13 protein-coding genes are annotated in these 16,001 nt (G+C 44.9%); 1 reads left to right on the forward strand and 12 read right to left on the reverse strand.

Annotation, left to right across the window (positions count from 1 at the left end; all coding sequences use genetic code 11):
• Positions 1 to 159: 159 nt before the first annotated feature.
• The 12 genes from LEP1GSC058_RS08855 to LEP1GSC058_RS08910 all read right to left on the reverse strand — a co-directional run bounded on the left by LEP1GSC058_RS08855 (position 160) and on the right by LEP1GSC058_RS08910 (position 14,376).
• Positions 160 to 2,571 carry a TonB-dependent receptor family protein gene (locus LEP1GSC058_RS08855; protein WP_016549317.1) on the reverse strand — a complete coding sequence of 804 codons (2,412 nt, stop codon included), beginning with the start codon at positions 2,569 to 2,571 and terminating at the stop codon, positions 160 to 162.
• Positions 2,571 to 3,818: an imelysin family protein gene (locus tag LEP1GSC058_RS08860; protein ID WP_016549225.1), complete on the reverse strand. Its 1,248-nt coding sequence runs from the start codon at positions 3,816 to 3,818 to the stop codon at positions 2,571 to 2,573. Before LEP1GSC058_RS08860 ends, LEP1GSC058_RS08855 begins: the two co-directional genes overlap by 1 nt.
• A gap of 130 nt (positions 3,819 to 3,948) precedes the next feature.
• Complete coding sequence (locus tag LEP1GSC058_RS08865) at positions 3,949 to 7,245, reverse strand: transglutaminase family protein (RefSeq protein ID WP_016549310.1); 3,297 nt, start codon at positions 7,243 to 7,245, stop codon at positions 3,949 to 3,951.
• Between the two features lie 9 nt (positions 7,246 to 7,254).
• Entirely contained in the window at positions 7,255 to 8,199 is a 945-nt protein-coding gene (locus tag LEP1GSC058_RS08870) for an alpha-E domain-containing protein (RefSeq protein ID WP_016549249.1), read from the reverse strand.
• 69 nt (positions 8,200 to 8,268) lie between these two features.
• Entirely contained in the window at positions 8,269 to 9,699 is a 1,431-nt protein-coding gene (locus LEP1GSC058_RS08875) for a circularly permuted type 2 ATP-grasp protein (protein WP_016549203.1), read from the reverse strand.
• A gap of 303 nt (positions 9,700 to 10,002) precedes the next feature.
• Positions 10,003 to 10,884: a hypothetical protein gene (locus LEP1GSC058_RS08880; protein ID WP_016549239.1), complete on the reverse strand. Its 882-nt coding sequence runs from the start codon at positions 10,882 to 10,884 to the stop codon at positions 10,003 to 10,005.
• Between the two features lies 1 nt (position 10,885).
• Complete coding sequence (locus LEP1GSC058_RS08885) at positions 10,886 to 11,617, reverse strand: hypothetical protein (protein ID WP_016549292.1); 732 nt, start codon at positions 11,615 to 11,617, stop codon at positions 10,886 to 10,888.
• Positions 11,614 to 11,952, reverse strand: a complete 339-nt coding sequence (locus tag LEP1GSC058_RS08890; RefSeq protein WP_016549222.1) for a TRL domain-containing protein — start codon at positions 11,950 to 11,952, stop codon at positions 11,614 to 11,616. The genes LEP1GSC058_RS08885 and LEP1GSC058_RS08890 overlap by 4 nt, the downstream gene beginning before the upstream one ends.
• Positions 11,949 to 12,296 carry a TRL-like family protein gene (locus tag LEP1GSC058_RS08895; protein ID WP_016549312.1) on the reverse strand — a complete coding sequence of 116 codons (348 nt, stop codon included), beginning with the start codon at positions 12,294 to 12,296 and terminating at the stop codon, positions 11,949 to 11,951. Before LEP1GSC058_RS08895 ends, LEP1GSC058_RS08890 begins: the two co-directional genes overlap by 4 nt.
• Entirely contained in the window at positions 12,293 to 12,805 is a 513-nt protein-coding gene (gene lsa14, locus LEP1GSC058_RS08900; RefSeq protein ID WP_232224655.1) for an adhesin Lsa14, read from the reverse strand. Before lsa14 (LEP1GSC058_RS08900) ends, LEP1GSC058_RS08895 begins: the two co-directional genes overlap by 4 nt.
• Positions 12,756 to 13,214, reverse strand: a complete 459-nt coding sequence (gene lsa14, locus LEP1GSC058_RS08905) for an adhesin Lsa14 (protein WP_016549295.1) — start codon at positions 13,212 to 13,214, stop codon at positions 12,756 to 12,758. Before lsa14 (LEP1GSC058_RS08905) ends, lsa14 (LEP1GSC058_RS08900) begins: the two co-directional genes overlap by 50 nt.
• Before the next feature lie 94 nt (positions 13,215 to 13,308).
• A complete protein-coding gene (locus tag LEP1GSC058_RS08910) occupies positions 13,309 to 14,376 on the reverse strand; it encodes a saccharopine dehydrogenase family protein (protein ID WP_016549213.1) in 1,068 nt (355 codons plus the stop codon).
• A 163-nt stretch (positions 14,377 to 14,539) separates the two neighbouring features.
• Here LEP1GSC058_RS08910 and LEP1GSC058_RS08915 point away from each other — a divergent pair, with 163 nt between their 5' ends.
• Positions 14,540 to 15,874, forward strand: coding sequence for a sterol desaturase family protein (locus LEP1GSC058_RS08915; protein WP_016549269.1), 1,335 nt, complete (start codon positions 14,540 to 14,542; stop codon positions 15,872 to 15,874).
• Positions 15,875 to 16,001 lie beyond the last annotated feature (127 nt).

A 16,001-nucleotide genomic window follows, 5' to 3' on the forward strand; every position in this document is an offset into this window, starting at 1 on the left:
CGGTTCGGTCCAGATTTTTTCCATCCTTTCGAACGACCCGAAGCCGTTTTTACACAAAGGAAAGGTGCTTTAGGAGCAAATCTAAGTTTCCATTTTTATCGGCAACAACGAATTCCGGAGCTCCAGCTATCGAAATCACCCGCTGAAAAGGCCGAAAACCTAATCCAATTTCAGCGTCGCCCCGATATTGATCTGACGATACGGTCCTTGCTGGATTCCGACCGGAAGTCTTCCGGAAATATAGACTCGGTCTTCCAAATTTTTACCGTTCACAAATATCGACCATCTTCCTCCGGGAACCTCATAGCCGAAGTCTGCGTTCCAAATCCCGTATGCCGGCACCACACCCTGGCTACCATCCGAACTCTGGTTTTTCGTGTTTTGTAAATCGGAATACTGTTTATCGAAATGTTGATACTCTACTCTTACGTAAAACCCGCGAGGACTTTTAACGCCGAAGGCGGTGATGACCGTGTGCATCGGAACATACGGGAGATAATTCCCGCTCGTATTTACTTTGATAACGTTTCCGGCAGAGTTAACGCTGAACAACGGTTGATTCGTTACGCTTACCGTACCGTCTGCATTCTGAATCGTTCCGACCGGAACGTAAGTCGTCGAAATCGCACGAGTATAAGAATACGCGATTTCCAGAGGTATCTCCCAGCGAGACTCCGCGAACTTCCCGAAATCGAATACGAAATTACTTTCCACGCCTCGGTTCACCGACTTACCGGCGTTGATCGGAACCGCTCCTATCGAGGAACCGGCCTCGTTCGTGTTCACGATCTGATTGGAAAAGAATAATGCATACGTGCTTATTTGAGTATAGAAGTATTTCGTAATATTCCCTCTAACACCGGTCTCGTAATTATTGGACCTTTCCGCGTTAAGCTTATACCCTAACCCTAACGAAGGATTCAGGATGGTGGAAAATGAGGGAGGGGCAAAGGCCGTATGAGCGCCTGCAAACCACATGAACTTCTCCATCAAATCATAGGTTATTCCGAAACCGGGTAAAACCACTTTCGTATAACTCTCGTTAGCCTGATTTACTAGGATATTCTGACCTACGGTCGTAGCCAATCCGTACGTTACATCGGTAGCCGTGGCGAATTTTCGATGAGTGAATACTCCCTGCGAAATATATTCGTATCTGACTCCCGGAATAATTTTCAACCGCTCGGTCAGTTTAATTGAGTCCTGAACATAGGTGGCGTATGCTCTCGCATTCCGAGTCTGCTGTTGAGTCGTAATTCCTTGATTCATCGTCGGATACGGAAATTGGTTATAAGCCGCATTTACAGTTTCATAATGTGCCCGTGCCCCGCCGGAGATTTCGTGCTCTAAACCGAAGGCAACGAACTTACCTTCCAGTTTCGTTTCCAATCCACCCGTCCGAAAAAATTGGTGCCGATTCGGAGTGGTATTTAACATGTAAATCACGTCTCCCGGACGGTTTCCGATGGGAGCGGGAGAATACACTGCAAAGACGTTTCCGGTAGGTGGAGTCGGGAGACCGAGTTCGTTCGGGCTATTATAAGAATAGGATTCCTGCTTAAAATCGAATCCGACATTCGTCCAATACGAACGGGTAATCAATTTCCAATTTTCGTTGAAGGCATGATCATGCCCGATGACTGCAGCCTGGCGTTCCACATGCTTTCTATCGAAACGAGCCGGGTTGATTTTCGGGTCTTTCCAGTACAATCCTTGAGTTAGTCCCAGATAGGTGGCCTGTGAATCTTGTTGGTAGACTTGATACTTTAGAAAAACCGTATCCTTATCCCCGATTTTTTGCATTAATTTAACGTTAAAATCGTTAACGTTAAAACCTTGATAATTTCTAAATCCGTTTCCCTGGGTATGTAAATACGAAACGTCATAAGCGGTATTCGTGTTTTGGACCGTCCCGCCGTATTGAACCAAGTTGGAAGCGTACCCGTTTATTCCCCCGATCAATTTCAAATTTAGAGTCGGTTTTTCGGGAGGCTTTCGAGTCACAAAATTGACGATACCACCCAAAGTCGTAGGGCCGAATAGAATGGAGCCGGAACCCTTCACTACCTCGACTCTTTCCATACGATCGATATGAGGAATAAAATAACTTTCCGGTTGCCCATAAGGACTCAAAGAAGTGAAAACACCGTCCTCCAAAATCAGCGTTTTTCTGGATTCCTCATTGCTCACACCGCGAAACGCAATGTTTGGAGTAAGACCGACAGCATCCTGGTAGCGAATTGTGGCGCCCGGGACCCTTCTCAAGGCTTCCATCGAATCGATCGGACTCGTCTCTTTCAGAATTTTCTTTCCGACGACGTTAGCCGATCCCGGGATCTTTTTTAGGTCTTCGTCCTTGGATCCGATCACGTTGATCTGTCCGCTTTCTAAAAACCTGCGCCGTTTTTCGTTGATATCTTCCTCTTCCTTGGACGGTTGTTCTTTCGTTTCATTTCCGTTTTTAGGTTTTTCTTCTTCAGTTCCGCCGTTCGGTTGGGAAAGGATCGTTGAAATCGGAAGAAGCAGAAATAAGTAAAGAATGAACGTGCGCAAATAGGATTTGTACACCATCAATCTCCATCCCCTCCATGTCCTGACACGACACCGCTACCGACGATCGCCGCAAGCTGCGTGTTCAAAATCGTCAATAAGGTATTTAATTGAGTGACGGCTTGTTTGATTGCGGCCATATTACCTGCGCTAATATTATTAAACGAATTAAGTGTGGATTCTAAGAGGGTAATTTGAGCCTTCACCTGAGTATCCAAGGTCGGACTATAAAAAGTGACGTAATCGGATAAGCCGGTCCCTCCGCCTCCTAAGTAGAACGTTTTGAAGGAAGAAAGATTATCGCGCAGGTTCTGTATGCTATTTCCGGAAAAACGGGATTCGGACAAACTGAGATTGATAACGGAGCCGTTTCCTCCCTGCGAAAGACCTGCAGGAACTTCCAACTTTCCATCTTTCATCGTCGTTAATTCGCGAACGGCGGCGGCGAAGATCGTATCCAACGCTCCGCCGGAATTTGGAAACGCGGTCGAGCCAGTCCCTGCGGTCGCCAACTGTTCCCCATAAGGGGAGGTCCCGTTCGGAGCCCAAGCCGCAGCGAGAGCGGCAACGTTTGCCGCATAATCGTTAACTAACGCCAATAAAAGTTGATAGCGATTGGCGCTCATATCCGAGCAGGCAAGTGGCGTAGCGCCGTAGCTTCCCGGTTTTATAAAAACGACGTATTCGATAGCCGGAAGACCTTTTGCATCCTTGTCTAAAGTACCGATATATGCCGTCGCAGTGCCCGAGAAACCGGGAGACGCATCCAAATCGTCCATATCACCGTTGCTAGGTGGTGATTCAGGACTCACCGTCTTCATAGCTTCTCCGGGCCAAGCGTCGAATAGAGGATAGTAGGTGTTGGAAGGCCCGAAGCGATATAGTTCCACTTTTTTAACCGCAGAAATATTCGCTAGCCAGGAAGCTTGAAAATTGGAGAGAGTCCCTGCGTTGCAAGTCGATAGCGCGGTGGCTTTCGTTATTAAATCTTGCGCCTTTACGTTTAGGTCGGCATATAATGGAGGAATAATATTTCGACCCATGTTTTGTAAAAAGAGCCTAGGATCGTAGGAATTAAACATCCTATAAAGGAAACCGTTGATCAGTGAGGAATCGCTTGCCGACTCGTTTCTTGGATTGCAGGAAATTACGAGGAAAAATGATAGAAGAGAGGTAAGAAGTATTCCGTAACCGGAACAAATTCTAAGTAGAAAATAGGATTTTTTGACAGAAAGTTCCCAAAAGGAACGAAAACCCGAACGATACATCGTTTCGCCTCAGCCGTTATTAAACTTGGATCTGAGAATCAAGATTAACTAGGGCCTTTTGAGGACAAGTGTTTTTGAGAAAGATTCTCAAAAATTGACGAAAATCATGTATTACCGGCTTAAGGGACGATTAGATATTCTTATCCACCCATCTTAGGTCCAAAGTGTACGGATGCGATTTTTCTACTTTTCGAGGTGATTCCTTCAAACCGCCGGAATGCCCATCCGGGAAAAACCGTGAAATCCTCCGGCTTTCCGCCTCGAAGGAATTCACCGGGAAAGTCTCATAGGCCCTTCCACCGGGATGAGAAACGTAATATCTACATCCGGCGACAGGCCGGTTCGACCATGAATCCCAAATGTCGAAGACGAGAGGATTTTGGACGGGTAAATTTGGATGGAGGGTAAACGGAAGATTCCAGGCTTTGAAGCGAATGCCGGCCACTGCCTCCCCCGGCTTACCCGTAGGGCGCAATGGAACTTCGACCCCATTGCAGGCCAATTGAAAACGCTCATTGGTCCAACCCTCGACTCTTACTTGTAATCGTTCCACTGCGGAATCGACGGATCGAGAGGTCCCGAACGAGGAAGATTCTTCTCCAAGAACATTCCAAGGTTCTAATGCAAGTCGTAATTCCAGAAAGATGTCGTCTTTCTTGAGAGTTCCGTATACGGGAAATCGAAACTCGAAGAACGGAAGAAAATCATCATCCTCGAAAGGATATCCGTGATCTTTTAAATCTCTTAAGACGTCCTTAAAATCGTTCCAAACATAATGTGGTAGTAGAAAACGATCGTGTAATTCCGTTCCCCAATGTACCGGGGACTTCTTATAAGGTTTTTCCCAAAGACGACCTAAGAGGGATAAAACGAGAAGTTGTTGGACGACGCTCATTCGGTAATGTGGCGGCATTTCAAACGCTCTTAACTCCACCAATCCCAATCGAGGTCCGGCAGGAGGATATAATTTATCGATCGAAATCTCCGCTCGATGAGTATTTCCAGTCAGGTCGACTAGCAAATTTCGAAACAATCTATCGATTAGCCATGGAGGGAGGTCTTTCTTTCTTTCATCGACTTGCTTTGCCGCCAATTCGAATTCATACAAAGCCTCGTCCCTACCTTCATCCAACCGAGGAGCTTGAGAAGTCGGTCCTACGAATAACCCCGAAAATAAGTAGGATAAGGACGGATGATGCTGCCAGTAACTAACCAAGCTTCTCAGTAAATCCGGTCTTCGCAGGAAGGGACTGTCAGCCGGAGTCATTGCGCCTACCGTGATGTGATTGCCGCCTCCGGTTCCCGAATGACGACCGCCTATCTGAAATTTTTCCGCACTGAGTTTGATCGCTTTCGCTTCCTCGTAAAGAATCCGAGTCTTCTCCGCCAATTCTTCAAAATCGGAGGAAGGATGTAGATTCACTTCGATTACGCCCGGATCGGGTGTAATTCTAAATAGGGACAATCGATTATCATGCGGAGGTTCGTATCCTTCGAATACGATCGGCAGCTTTGTTCGAAGGCAGGCATCTTCGATGGAGGTCAATAAATCCAACCAGATATCTAAACGCTCGATCGGCGGAAGAAATATATGTAAAACCCCGAGACGGGGTTCGATTACTAAAGTACTTCGAATCGGAAGTTCTTTTCCGTTCGGATAAAATTTTCCCTCTTTTTGTGATCGCTCTTTGACTTTCTTTGAAAGTTCCTTATAGGAAGGGAGTTTGCTTGGTTCCGCAACATCGGTAAGAACTGCGGAAAGACGAAAGGAATCCGCAATGGAAGCGAACGGAAGGCGTAAACCGGCGGGACTGTCGCCTGGTACCAAATATAGACGTTCCCGACGGTAAGTCCATTCAGAACTTTCCCAACGCTTTAAAATATAATTATATTGTAATGGAATAGCGAATCCTTTCTTTAATTTAAAGTCCTTTTCCAACACGGAAAGTACTCGCCTTCTTTCCAGCGATTCAAAGGAAAAATCGTCGTCCTTCGGAGATTCCGGCTTTTCCCATTTCGGCAACTGTCCTTCCTTCCATAGATAATAGAAGCCGTCTTCGAATAAGGGTATCATGTGTTTGTTAGAAAGTCCTAGCGAAACGCAAATTTGCTCGCCGATTGTTTCGGCTTTAGTCAGCTCGTCATCTCGATCCGCGTCTTTTTTTTCCTTAGCGGAAGATAAATATGCTTCTTCCTGCCAAAGCTTATCCCCGTCCCGTCTCCAAAATGCATTCAAGGACCAACGAGGCAAAGGCTCCCCAGGATACCACTTACCTTGAGTAACCTGAACGACCGAACCGGGAGCGAATCGTTTTCTAAGATTAGCTAGCAACTCTTCCGCCAAAGAAAGTTTCTCGGTTCCGAGCGCATCTGTATTCCATTGCGGATTCTGGCGGTCAGTGTCGGAAACGAACGTCGGCTCTCCTCCGATCGACAATCGAATATCATTTTTTCTTAATTTATCATCGATTTTTTTCCCTAATTTGAGAATCTTTTCCCACCTTTCTTCAGTGTACGGTTTCGTGACACGCGGGGATTCTTTTATTCGTTTTACGGCCATGTGAAAATGGAATTTAGCGTTTGCGGGATCGGAATATCCGAATACCGGCGAGGCGCTGGAAGGTTCGGGAACGGCAGCCAAAGGAATATGGCCTTCGCCGGTGAGTAGACCGGACGTTGGATCGAGACCCACCCAACCTGCGCCGGGTAAATAGACTTCGGCCCAGGCATGCAAATCGGTAAAGTCTTCGGTTGGACCGGCCGGTCCGTCTATCGGAACTTCGTCCGGCTTTAATTGAATGAGATACCCGGAAACGAAACGTGCAGCCAGGCCTATATGTCGTAAAATTTGAACCAACAGGAAAGCGGAGTCCCTGCAGGATCCGGATTTCTTTTCTAAAGTTTCAGTGCACGTCTGCACGCCAGGTTCCATACGAATAACATAGGAGATGTCTTCATAGACTCGATGATTCAATCGAACCAAGTAATCGACGGTACGAGCTTTTTGTAATATTCCGTCTTTCCTAAGTTGCGAAATGTAATTCGCCAACGCATAACTTCCGTCGGAAGCGCTCAAATACGGCATGAGCTCCCTCCGTAAAGAATCGGAATAAATAAAAGGCGCCTCTTCCGCATCCGGTTCCAGAAAAAAATCGAACGGATTAAAGACTTGGATTTCGACGATTAGATCCACGAGAATCCTAAGCCGATTCGTTTTTTCGGGAAAAACGAGTCTCGCTTGGTAATTTCCGAACGGATCCTGTTGCCAATTTAAAAATTGCTTGGCCGGTTCCACTTGAAGCGAATAGGAGATAATCTTAGTCCGAGAATGGGGAGCCGGACGCAAGCGAATCACATGCGGGGAAAGAGAAACCGCTTTGTCATATTCGTAAGATGTTTCGTGTGTTAGAGATACCAATAACGACATTCGTAAATATTAATTCCTGAAGTATGTTTCGTCCAACTCCGACGCAATACCGTTCAATCTGACTTGCAACTGATCCAAATATTCATGCATGCCCGTCCCAAAAATCTCGTCGATGGAAGCGTAGTTCATTTCGGATAATAATAGTCCGACCCGACGTTCCGTTTCGTTCGCATACGAATCCTTGTCGGTACCGCTTAGAATCTTTAAGCTATCGAAGGTTTTAGACAAACAAAATCGAATCGCTCTCGGGAAGAGCTTATCCAAGATCAAGAATTGAGCGATATTCTTAGGCGTGATCCTTGTATATATTCGATTAAACATCTCGTGAGCACTTGCTGATTTCAGAAGGGATAGCCATTGAATCAAATCCAAGGTCGACCCTGTTTCTTCATGAGACGGAAGCAGAATGAAATATTTCATATCCAGAATCCGAGTCGTCTTATCGGCCCTTTCCAATAATCTTCCCAACAAAGCGAAATGCCAAACTTCATCGTGTGAAATGGTGGCTTCTTGGCATCCATAAAACAACAAGCATTGATTTCGAATTGATTTAAAAAATTCGGCGATTCCGGGCATATCCGATTCCTCGAATTTCTTTCTCGTACGAAACGTAAGATAAAACTCGTTAATCACTTCCCACATAGGTGTGGAAATATTCTCACGAATCGTTCGTGCGTTTTCCCTGGCCCTAATTAAGCAATTCATAATGGAGTTCGGATTTTCGACGTCCAGACTCATAAAATGAATCACATTTTCCTTTGTGGGAAGGGAATACTTCTTAGTAAAAAGTTCGTTATCTCCCGTCGTGTAGACCAACGGCATCCATTGACGATTCGCATCTTCGTTTAAATCCAAAGAAAGCTGGAAATTTACATCAAGAAAGCGGGAATAATTCTCCGCTCTCTCCATGTATCGATTCATCCAATACACGGATTCGGCGACTCGGCTCAGCATAGGAAACCTCTCTAGTTCGTTTTTTACTACGGTTCCGCTTGCCGGGAATATACCCCGGTGCCTATTTACTCATCCATGACCCATGACCCATGTATCTTTGGATCCCCCGCCTTGCGAAGAATTTACGACCAACGATCCTTTACGCAAAGCGACTCTTGTAAGCCCTCCGGGCATCACATAAATATCTTCTCCATAAAGAATAAACGGTCGTAAGTCGACATGACGACCTTCCAATTTATTCTCTACCAAAGTGGGAACACGGGAAAGATTCAGCACAGGTTGCGCGATGTAATTACGCGGATCCGCTTCCACTTTTCTGATGAACTCTTCCCGTTCCTTTTCACTTGCGACGGGGCCGATGATCATTCCGTATCCGCCGGCCCCGTTCGCGGCTTTTACGACTAAATTTGAGATATTCTCCCGAACGTATTTCAAATCTTTTTCTCTGGAACAAAGATAAGTAGGAACATTCGGAATGATAGCTTCCTCACCCAGATAATATTTAATGATTTCCGGTACGAAAGAATAGATTACCTTGTCATCGGCAACTCCGGTGCCTGGAGCGTTTGCAAGAGCAACATTTCCTTTTCTAAAAGCTTCGAAAATCCCGGGCACTCCGAGCAAGGAATCCTTACGGAACACCTTCGGGTCCATGAAAATATCGTCTATCCTTCGATAAAGAACATCCACTTGTTTCAATCCATGAGTGGTTCTCATGTAAAGTTTGTCGTCCTTAACTACCAGATCGGTTCCTTCGACTAAAGGAACTCCCATCCTAGACGCTAAAAAGCTATGCTCATAATAGGCCGAGTTATAGATTCCGGGAGTCAAAACCGCGATATTAGGATTCGGTTTTCCCGAAATATGCTCGAGCATTCCTCGAAGCCTGATCGGATAATCGTAAATCGGACGGACGGAAAGACTTGCGAACAATTCCGGAAACGTCTTCTTCATTACTTCACGATTTTCTAATACATAGGATACGCCCGACGGACAACGGAGATTATCCTCGAGCACAAGCATTCTCCCGTCCCCGTCGCGAACCAGATCCGTTCCGGTGATATGAATCCAAGTACCTTTGGGAGGAACGACTCCTTTACATTCCTTCAAGTAGCCGGTGCTGCTATAAATGATTTCCGCCGGAATAATTCCGTCTTTGATGATTTTTTCATCACCGTATATATCCTGGACAAAAAGATTGAGCGCACGGATTCGCTGCTTTAATCCATCCTCTAATTTTTTCCACTCGTGAGCCGTTACGATCCTTGGAATGATATCGAAAGGCATGATCCTCTCTTCTTCTTCCTCATCACCGTAAACGTTGAAGGTAATTCCTAAAGAGAGCAGAGCTTTTTCCGCCGAGCTTTTGCGCTTGAACAACTCCTTGTCGTCCATCCCTTCGATTCTGGATTTCAAGGTATGGTAACTCTGCCGGATCCCGCCTTCTGGCGAGAACATCTCATCGTAAAATGAATCTGTTTGATAGTTTGTCAGGAGCATAGAAATTCCTCCATCTCTTACCGGAAAGTACGGGCATGCCTTCTATTTAACAAGCAGAATTTAGATTGGTCGCTTATTTTTTAATCTATTTATTTTATATTGCTCCATAATTAAGCAATATAATTCATTGAGGAGCAAAATGCAAGTCCCCTAGACTATTTTTTTTAAATTTTTGGATTTCTAATTGGGTTTTGCGATCGGGAAAATCTGGAATTCTGGGAAAAATCTGTAGCAAATCCTATCTAAAAATTGCAGACCGCAATCAAAACTAGGGGATTCGAACAAAGCATATCGATCGGAAATTTATTTTTTCTTGGATTCCAGTTCCTTCGCAATCTGGCATTCTCGAGGAGGCTCTCGGCGTAAGACTTCCGTGGCGCTCCTGGATCCGACAATGTATCCTGGAATTACTCCAACCAATCCGATGAATTGGCCGCCTATATAAGACCCGTAAGCAGGATATAAAACGTGGAAGGCATGCATTTGAGTCGCGAGATCGCATCGATATCTAAAATATCGAATTGCGTCGTCCGATGCGCGAGCTTCAGGATAGAAGGTTCCTAAAATCGGAATCATGTATGAGAAAGTATATAGACTTCGATATTTGCGGAGCGAAAAATCTTTTGCGTGTCCTCCTTCATGCACAGCGGCGGCAGGCAAGTCGGAATAGATATGAATCGTATTGGTATAGGGATTGTAGTGATCTCCCCCGCATACATAAGGTAAGCCGCAATTAGCGAAAATTCGCTCGGGAAAAACAAGCTCCAAGACCCAGGTAAACAAACCGAAAGTCCACTTTAACAACGGATTCACGTTTTTAGATCGCCAGAGTCTCATAAAATCGCTGCCGGGAGAATATTGGTTAAAGCGAACCTTTACATCGCTTAGATTATTATCTTTGATATATTCTTTTAAGAAATTCTTAGTCTCCTCGGAGATTCGATGATTACTCATTCGCTTGTCTCCGATCACGATTTTACTCAAAACCCCCAAGATATTTCCTAACCCGTCAAGGAAGCCATTCGGAACTCCCTCTTCGAATTGAGGATTATCTTCCGAAAAATAATACTCTTCGTTCGGATCGTACGGTTGTCCGATCGTGTATCTTTTTTCCGCCGAATACAGACACCCCAGCTGTAAAACTGCACCGAGAAGGAGAAGGGAAAAATACTTAGTTCCGTTCACCTTACTCCCTCCTTCCGGCAGGGTTAATGGAAGAACCCAACACAGGATGCCGTTTCCATCCTTCAAAAAATTCTAATAGAGCAATTCGACCTAGTTGATTCAATTGGTCTTCTCGATTTCCCCTGTAACCCAGATACGGCATATAAATAATCCAGCCGACAAGAGAGATCGTAGAGATAACAAACATAGCGTCCGTGGTGGCGGATTCGATGCTATCTTGAAAACGAAATTGCCAAATCAGGTCATTTTTTCCGGCTGAAAAAACATCCGCCTCGAAATTTACGCTGACGAGATTCGTAAACGGATGAACGATCCAATTGTCCTTAGTGGACAAATCGAACCGCTTTATAACGATTCGATAATTTCCCCTATATTCGTCCGGATGCTCCGAAAATTCCTTTCTCATGAGAGAAGTCAACGGACCGTACTCGTTCTTTAGGTAATTGGGAGCAAAAAATAACCAAGTAGGATTGCGTTTGGCAAACTGGGTTTTTGATTCTTCCGGAAATTCGACGATAATACTAGGCGCTGCGGTCAACGAAGATTCTCCGTGAGTCCCGAGATCTTTGTATTTTCTCCATTGCTCGACGCTATCCAGAACGCCCGGATAGGTGCGAGGAACGTACACCCGCAGAGAGATACAGTCGGAAAAAGAGAGAAGAAGAAAAATATTAAGGAATTTTAAAATTCTCCAACGATGGAACTGGAGAAACGGATTTCGGTTTTGAATCATTCCCCCCAGACCTCGATACAATCGAAATAAACCAGCCCCATCAAATAACTTTCAGTGCTCCGATCGATCAGGGCAACTTTCGAGATCTTACTCCGAATAAGAGTTTCCTTCAAAGAAACCTGCTGCCCGTAATAGCCGAAGTAAAAAAGAACGGATCCAAAAGTGCAAGATTCCCCTTTTTTCAAAATCCTAGCGGACGTGACTGTATGTCCGGCAGGATCTGCGGACAAATGATATTTATTATTCGTATAGATCCAGCCAGGTTCGGGAGTCGAAGTGCAGGAAGCGACCGCGAACGACAAAACGAAGGATAAGTAAAAAATCGAACTCCTCATCCTTTCTCTCCGATTACGATCGTACAGTAATTTCGATAAAGTAGGGTTAGGATTTGTAAGCTAGAATGATCGATCAGTGAAACTCGGCTAATTCCATTTTTGAAAGCGATTTCGCCCGCTCCTGCATTGCCGACTGAAAAAAGAGTCAAAAAATTATGTACGCAACCTTCAGCTCTCAACTCTCTACGAACCGACGAGTCAGGATTGATCGTTCCGGGAAAAGAAGTTTTCGAATAGAGTATACCGGAAACGGGTCCCGAAGCGCAGCTCAAAGTCGTAAGAAGGAAACCTAATAGTAAAAGATAGATCCGGATTATGACGTAAGTTCTTCGAGACTGACTCATTGTTTTTCTCCGTCGGAACGAGCGGGCCGTATCGACTCACTCCTTTTCCCCCAAACTACCGTGCAAAAAGATTGATACACCGTCCCCCCCAAAACTGCAATTTGATCGAATTCAACAAACCCTACATCCTGAATATTTCCATTTCTGATGGAAGCTTCCACACTTGAATCCCCATAAGCGTAAACGGAAAAAATACTATAAGCACAGGACTCGCCGAAATCGGTCGGTGCCGCCTTTGAAAGATCTCCCGTCCAACTGCTCGTCTCAAAAAAAAGAAAGCCTCCTCTTGAAATCGATTGAGCCGGATTACTTCCACCACGAATCGGATGCGTCTCAATTCGCGGCGATCCCGCGCTCAAAAGATTCCATCCAGTACAATTTATGAGAAGGCAAAAAGACAGAATCGATAGAACATTAACTTTCATTCTTAAAATCACAGAAATCCTCTCTATATTCCGATCAGAGAGGATCGTTCCCCTTAAGAATCTTGGAATCTTTCTCCAATTCATCTCCTTCTCCGTTTACAATAGTGCAAAAGGAATGAAATAGAAGCCCGGAAAACCATGCTTCCTGAGTGTATTCCACGAATGCAATTTTCTTAATACGTGATCGTCGCAAAATTTCTTCCATAGATGAATCCCCCCAGCCGACTAACCCGAGAAAGCTTCTACTGCATGCCGAGGACGAAAGTATGCTTTCCCCTTGCTGAGGATTCCCGCCGATAGCCGATTGCTTGGAAAAAATCCAATTCCCCTTTGATAAAATTTGGATAAAATTGGAATCACCAACGATCGGATGGGTCGAAGATTCGGCATTCGTCACTGTAAGTATATTTACGCCGGAACAAAAGGAGTGCAATCCGACAAAAAGAACGAGCACGATTTTGTAAGAATGACGAATTAAGAAAGTCTCGATCATGCGAAAGGAAATATCGCGCGCATAATGAAAGTGTAAAGAAATTTTTTAATCGAATTTCTCGTAGAAAGTCAAAACGTCATGCCGCCGAATCGAATTAATCTTTTCGCTCGATGAATTCCCATTTAGAGCCCGGCACTTCCAATACAAAATCGGAACCGAAGGCTAAGCTAGGAGTGCGAAATCCTTTTCCACCCTTTCCGTTCAATACTTTTTGTACGGCAAGGATCGAAGATTCAATCGTGAACTCGTATCCTTCTTTGCATTCCAATAGTAAAGAAATCGACTTTCCGGATTGAGCTCTAACTTCTCCCCACACACGAGTCTTCACGTTAGTCCTAGTTTCTTCTCCAGGTCCCTTAATCGTCTTTCCCACTAAGGCTTGCATCGCTTTCAGAACCGGAGATAACTTCAATAACGATAGAAAAGGTCTTAAATATTTCATCGCCTTAACTTGTTGCTCTGGAATATCGGTGAACACCTGAATATTCGGAATGCCGGTTGAAATGTATGCGGTAAATACGTCACCCCAGGGAATTCCGTATATCCGATACGTCCTATCTTTGATCGATATCGTTTTACTCGAACTTAAATGAGGAACTCCTACGATCTCCCCATTCTTACGAATCTTAGAGCCGAAAGGAAGCTGAGCAAGGGCGCTTTTCATCGTGCCGGGTGAAACTTCGCTTAAGCCGACGAAAGCGAGTTCCAATTCCGTCGCGGACGGCAATTTTTTTTTCAAGGAAGCTGCAACGCAATCCGTCGGCACTATGTCGAAACCCACTCCGGGCAGGAGCAAAATTCCCGCTTCCACTGCCGATTGATTCAAAGTGAACAAAGATTCGTACACCGGAATTTCACCGGTAATATCTAAGTAATGAACTTTTTGAGAAATGCACGCCTGAGCCATCGGGACAGATGTTGAAACGAAAGGTCCTGCGCAGTGAAGGATGAGCGAAAATGAACGAACGTTCTTTTTTATCGTCTCCAAGTTGTCTAAGCCGAAGACTCTATATTCTAGCCTAAGTTCCTTCGCGAGGGCTTCGATTTTTGCGGGACTTCTACCGGCGAGAACCGGTTTCATTCCTCGAGAAACCGCCCGACGGGCAATTAACTCGCCCGTATATCCATTTGCCCCGTACAATAACCATTCTTTTGAAGCCATAAAGAGGGAATGTTCGAAACGATTCTTATTTTAGTCAACCGGCATCCGTTACGTCTTGAATTTTTTCAGCCAATTGTTATGCGAAAAGAAGGAGCCTGCTTGAGTTACTAGTTTTGGATTGACCATGCGAGCTTAAGAAGAGATGATCTATAGAGAACAACGTATGGAAAAAATAAATCTTATCACCATCGCCATTCCCTTCTTTTTCCTATTAATCGGATTAGAACTATTCTTTTCCTGGTACAAGAAAAGAGGGCTCTATCGCTTAAACGATTCGATTAACGATCTGAGTGCAGGAGTCTCGAGTCAGATATTCGGAATCATTTTTAAGACGATCATCTTTCTGGCTTACATCTGGATGTATGAAAATTGGAGAATCATAGACCTACCTGCATGGCCTAGCGAAAGAGTTTCTTGGATGCCGTCGAACGACCTTCTCGGCATTTCCGCCAATACTTGGTCATGGTCTATCGTTCTTCTTGTTTGGGTTGCATGCTTCGTTTTGTACGATCTCGCCTATTATTGGAATCATCGCCTCAGTCACGAAGTCAATTTTCTGTGGGCAGGGCACGTCGTTCACCATCAAAGTGAAGAATATAACCTGACAGTCGCGTTACGACAAGCCAGCTTTCATTCTCTTTTTTCCTGGGTCTTCTACGTTCCTCTTGCATTATTAGGATTCCCTCCGATTGTCACGATTTTAAACGGACAACTGAACTTAATCTACCAATTTTGGATTCATACAAAAGCGATCGATAAGCTGCCTTCTTGGTTCGAAGCGATTTTCAACACTCCTTCCCATCATAGGGTACATCATGGAATCAATCCGAAATACATCGATAAGAATCACGGTGGAACCCTAATCGTTTTCGACAAATGGTTTGGCACTTTCCAAAAAGAAGAAGAGACTCCCGTATACGGGACCGTAAAACCCCTACGAAGCTTCAATCCGTTTTGGGCGAACGTTCATTACTGGTGGGAGATGTTCGAACTTGCTTGGAAATCCTCTCGTTGGATCGACAAAATTAAAGTCTTCGTCGCGATGCCCGGTTGGAGACCGGAGGAACTTGGCGGCCAATACCCGATTCCCGAAGTGAATGAGAAAACTTTCAAAAAATATGATGTTTCGTTACCGACCGGATTAACCGTTTACGCATTGGTTTGGTTCGCGGCAACCGTAACCGGAACCTTTGCGATGCTTGTAAAAATTTCCGTAATCCCGGTTAACGTGCAATATACGATTTTTATACTCAGTTTTCTTTCCCTGATTTCGATCGGAGGAATCTTGGATTTAAAAAGATGGGCGCTTTATATGGAACCCGCAAGGCTTGCAATTCTAATCGCTACAGCAATTCTATTCGGTTTTAGCAACGCAAATCTTGCGATTATCGGCGGCTTGGCATTCTTATCCGTAGCTTGGTTTTTACTCCACAGACATTCATTTTCCAGCTGGAAGGAAATCGATCCGGCTAAGGAAATCCAAAGTCGGACCGCTTAGACCGGGGATTTCAAGTCCAATGGCAAGGTCGATTTGAGCAATTGTGCCCCCACCCTTCCTGGGTGGGGAGCCTGTTGAAAAAGAGGCCTGGTTTGTCTGAAAATTCTTCTTCCTCTTTAAAGCGAAT

The sequence above is a fragment of the Leptospira fainei serovar Hurstbridge str. BUT 6 genome, assembly GCF_000306235.2.
GTDB classification, from domain to species: domain Bacteria; phylum Spirochaetota; class Leptospiria; order Leptospirales; family Leptospiraceae; genus Leptospira_B; species Leptospira_B fainei.

Excerpts from the sequence above, each read along its gene's own strand:
- LEP1GSC058_RS08855 (WP_016549317.1), bottom strand. The coding sequence starts at position 2,571 with ATGGTGTACAAATCCTATTTGCGCACGTTCATTCTTTACTTATTTCTG.
- LEP1GSC058_RS08860 (WP_016549225.1), bottom strand. The coding sequence starts at position 3,818 with ATGTATCGTTCGGGTTTTCGTTCCTTTTGGGAACTTTCTGTCAAAAAA.
- LEP1GSC058_RS08865 (WP_016549310.1), bottom strand. The coding sequence starts at position 7,245 with ATGTCGTTATTGGTATCTCTAACACACGAAACATCTTACGAATATGAC.
- LEP1GSC058_RS08870 (WP_016549249.1), bottom strand. The coding sequence starts at position 8,199 with ATGCTGAGCCGAGTCGCCGAATCCGTGTATTGGATGAATCGATACATG.
- LEP1GSC058_RS08875 (WP_016549203.1), bottom strand. The coding sequence starts at position 9,699 with ATGCTCCTGACAAACTATCAAACAGATTCATTTTACGATGAGATGTTC.
- LEP1GSC058_RS08885 (WP_016549292.1), bottom strand. The coding sequence starts at position 11,617 with ATGATTCAAAACCGAAATCCGTTTCTCCAGTTCCATCGTTGGAGAATT.
- LEP1GSC058_RS08890 (WP_016549222.1), bottom strand. The coding sequence starts at position 11,952 with ATGAGGAGTTCGATTTTTTACTTATCCTTCGTTTTGTCGTTCGCGGTC.
- LEP1GSC058_RS08895 (WP_016549312.1), bottom strand. The coding sequence starts at position 12,296 with ATGAGTCAGTCTCGAAGAACTTACGTCATAATCCGGATCTATCTTTTA.
- lsa14 (WP_232224655.1), bottom strand. The coding sequence starts at position 12,805 with ATGAATTGGAGAAAGATTCCAAGATTCTTAAGGGGAACGATCCTCTCT.
- lsa14 (WP_016549295.1), bottom strand. The coding sequence starts at position 13,214 with ATGATCGAGACTTTCTTAATTCGTCATTCTTACAAAATCGTGCTCGTT.
- LEP1GSC058_RS08910 (WP_016549213.1), bottom strand. The coding sequence starts at position 14,376 with ATGGCTTCAAAAGAATGGTTATTGTACGGGGCAAATGGATATACGGGC.
- LEP1GSC058_RS08915 (WP_016549269.1), top strand. The coding sequence starts at position 14,540 with ATGGAAAAAATAAATCTTATCACCATCGCCATTCCCTTCTTTTTCCTA.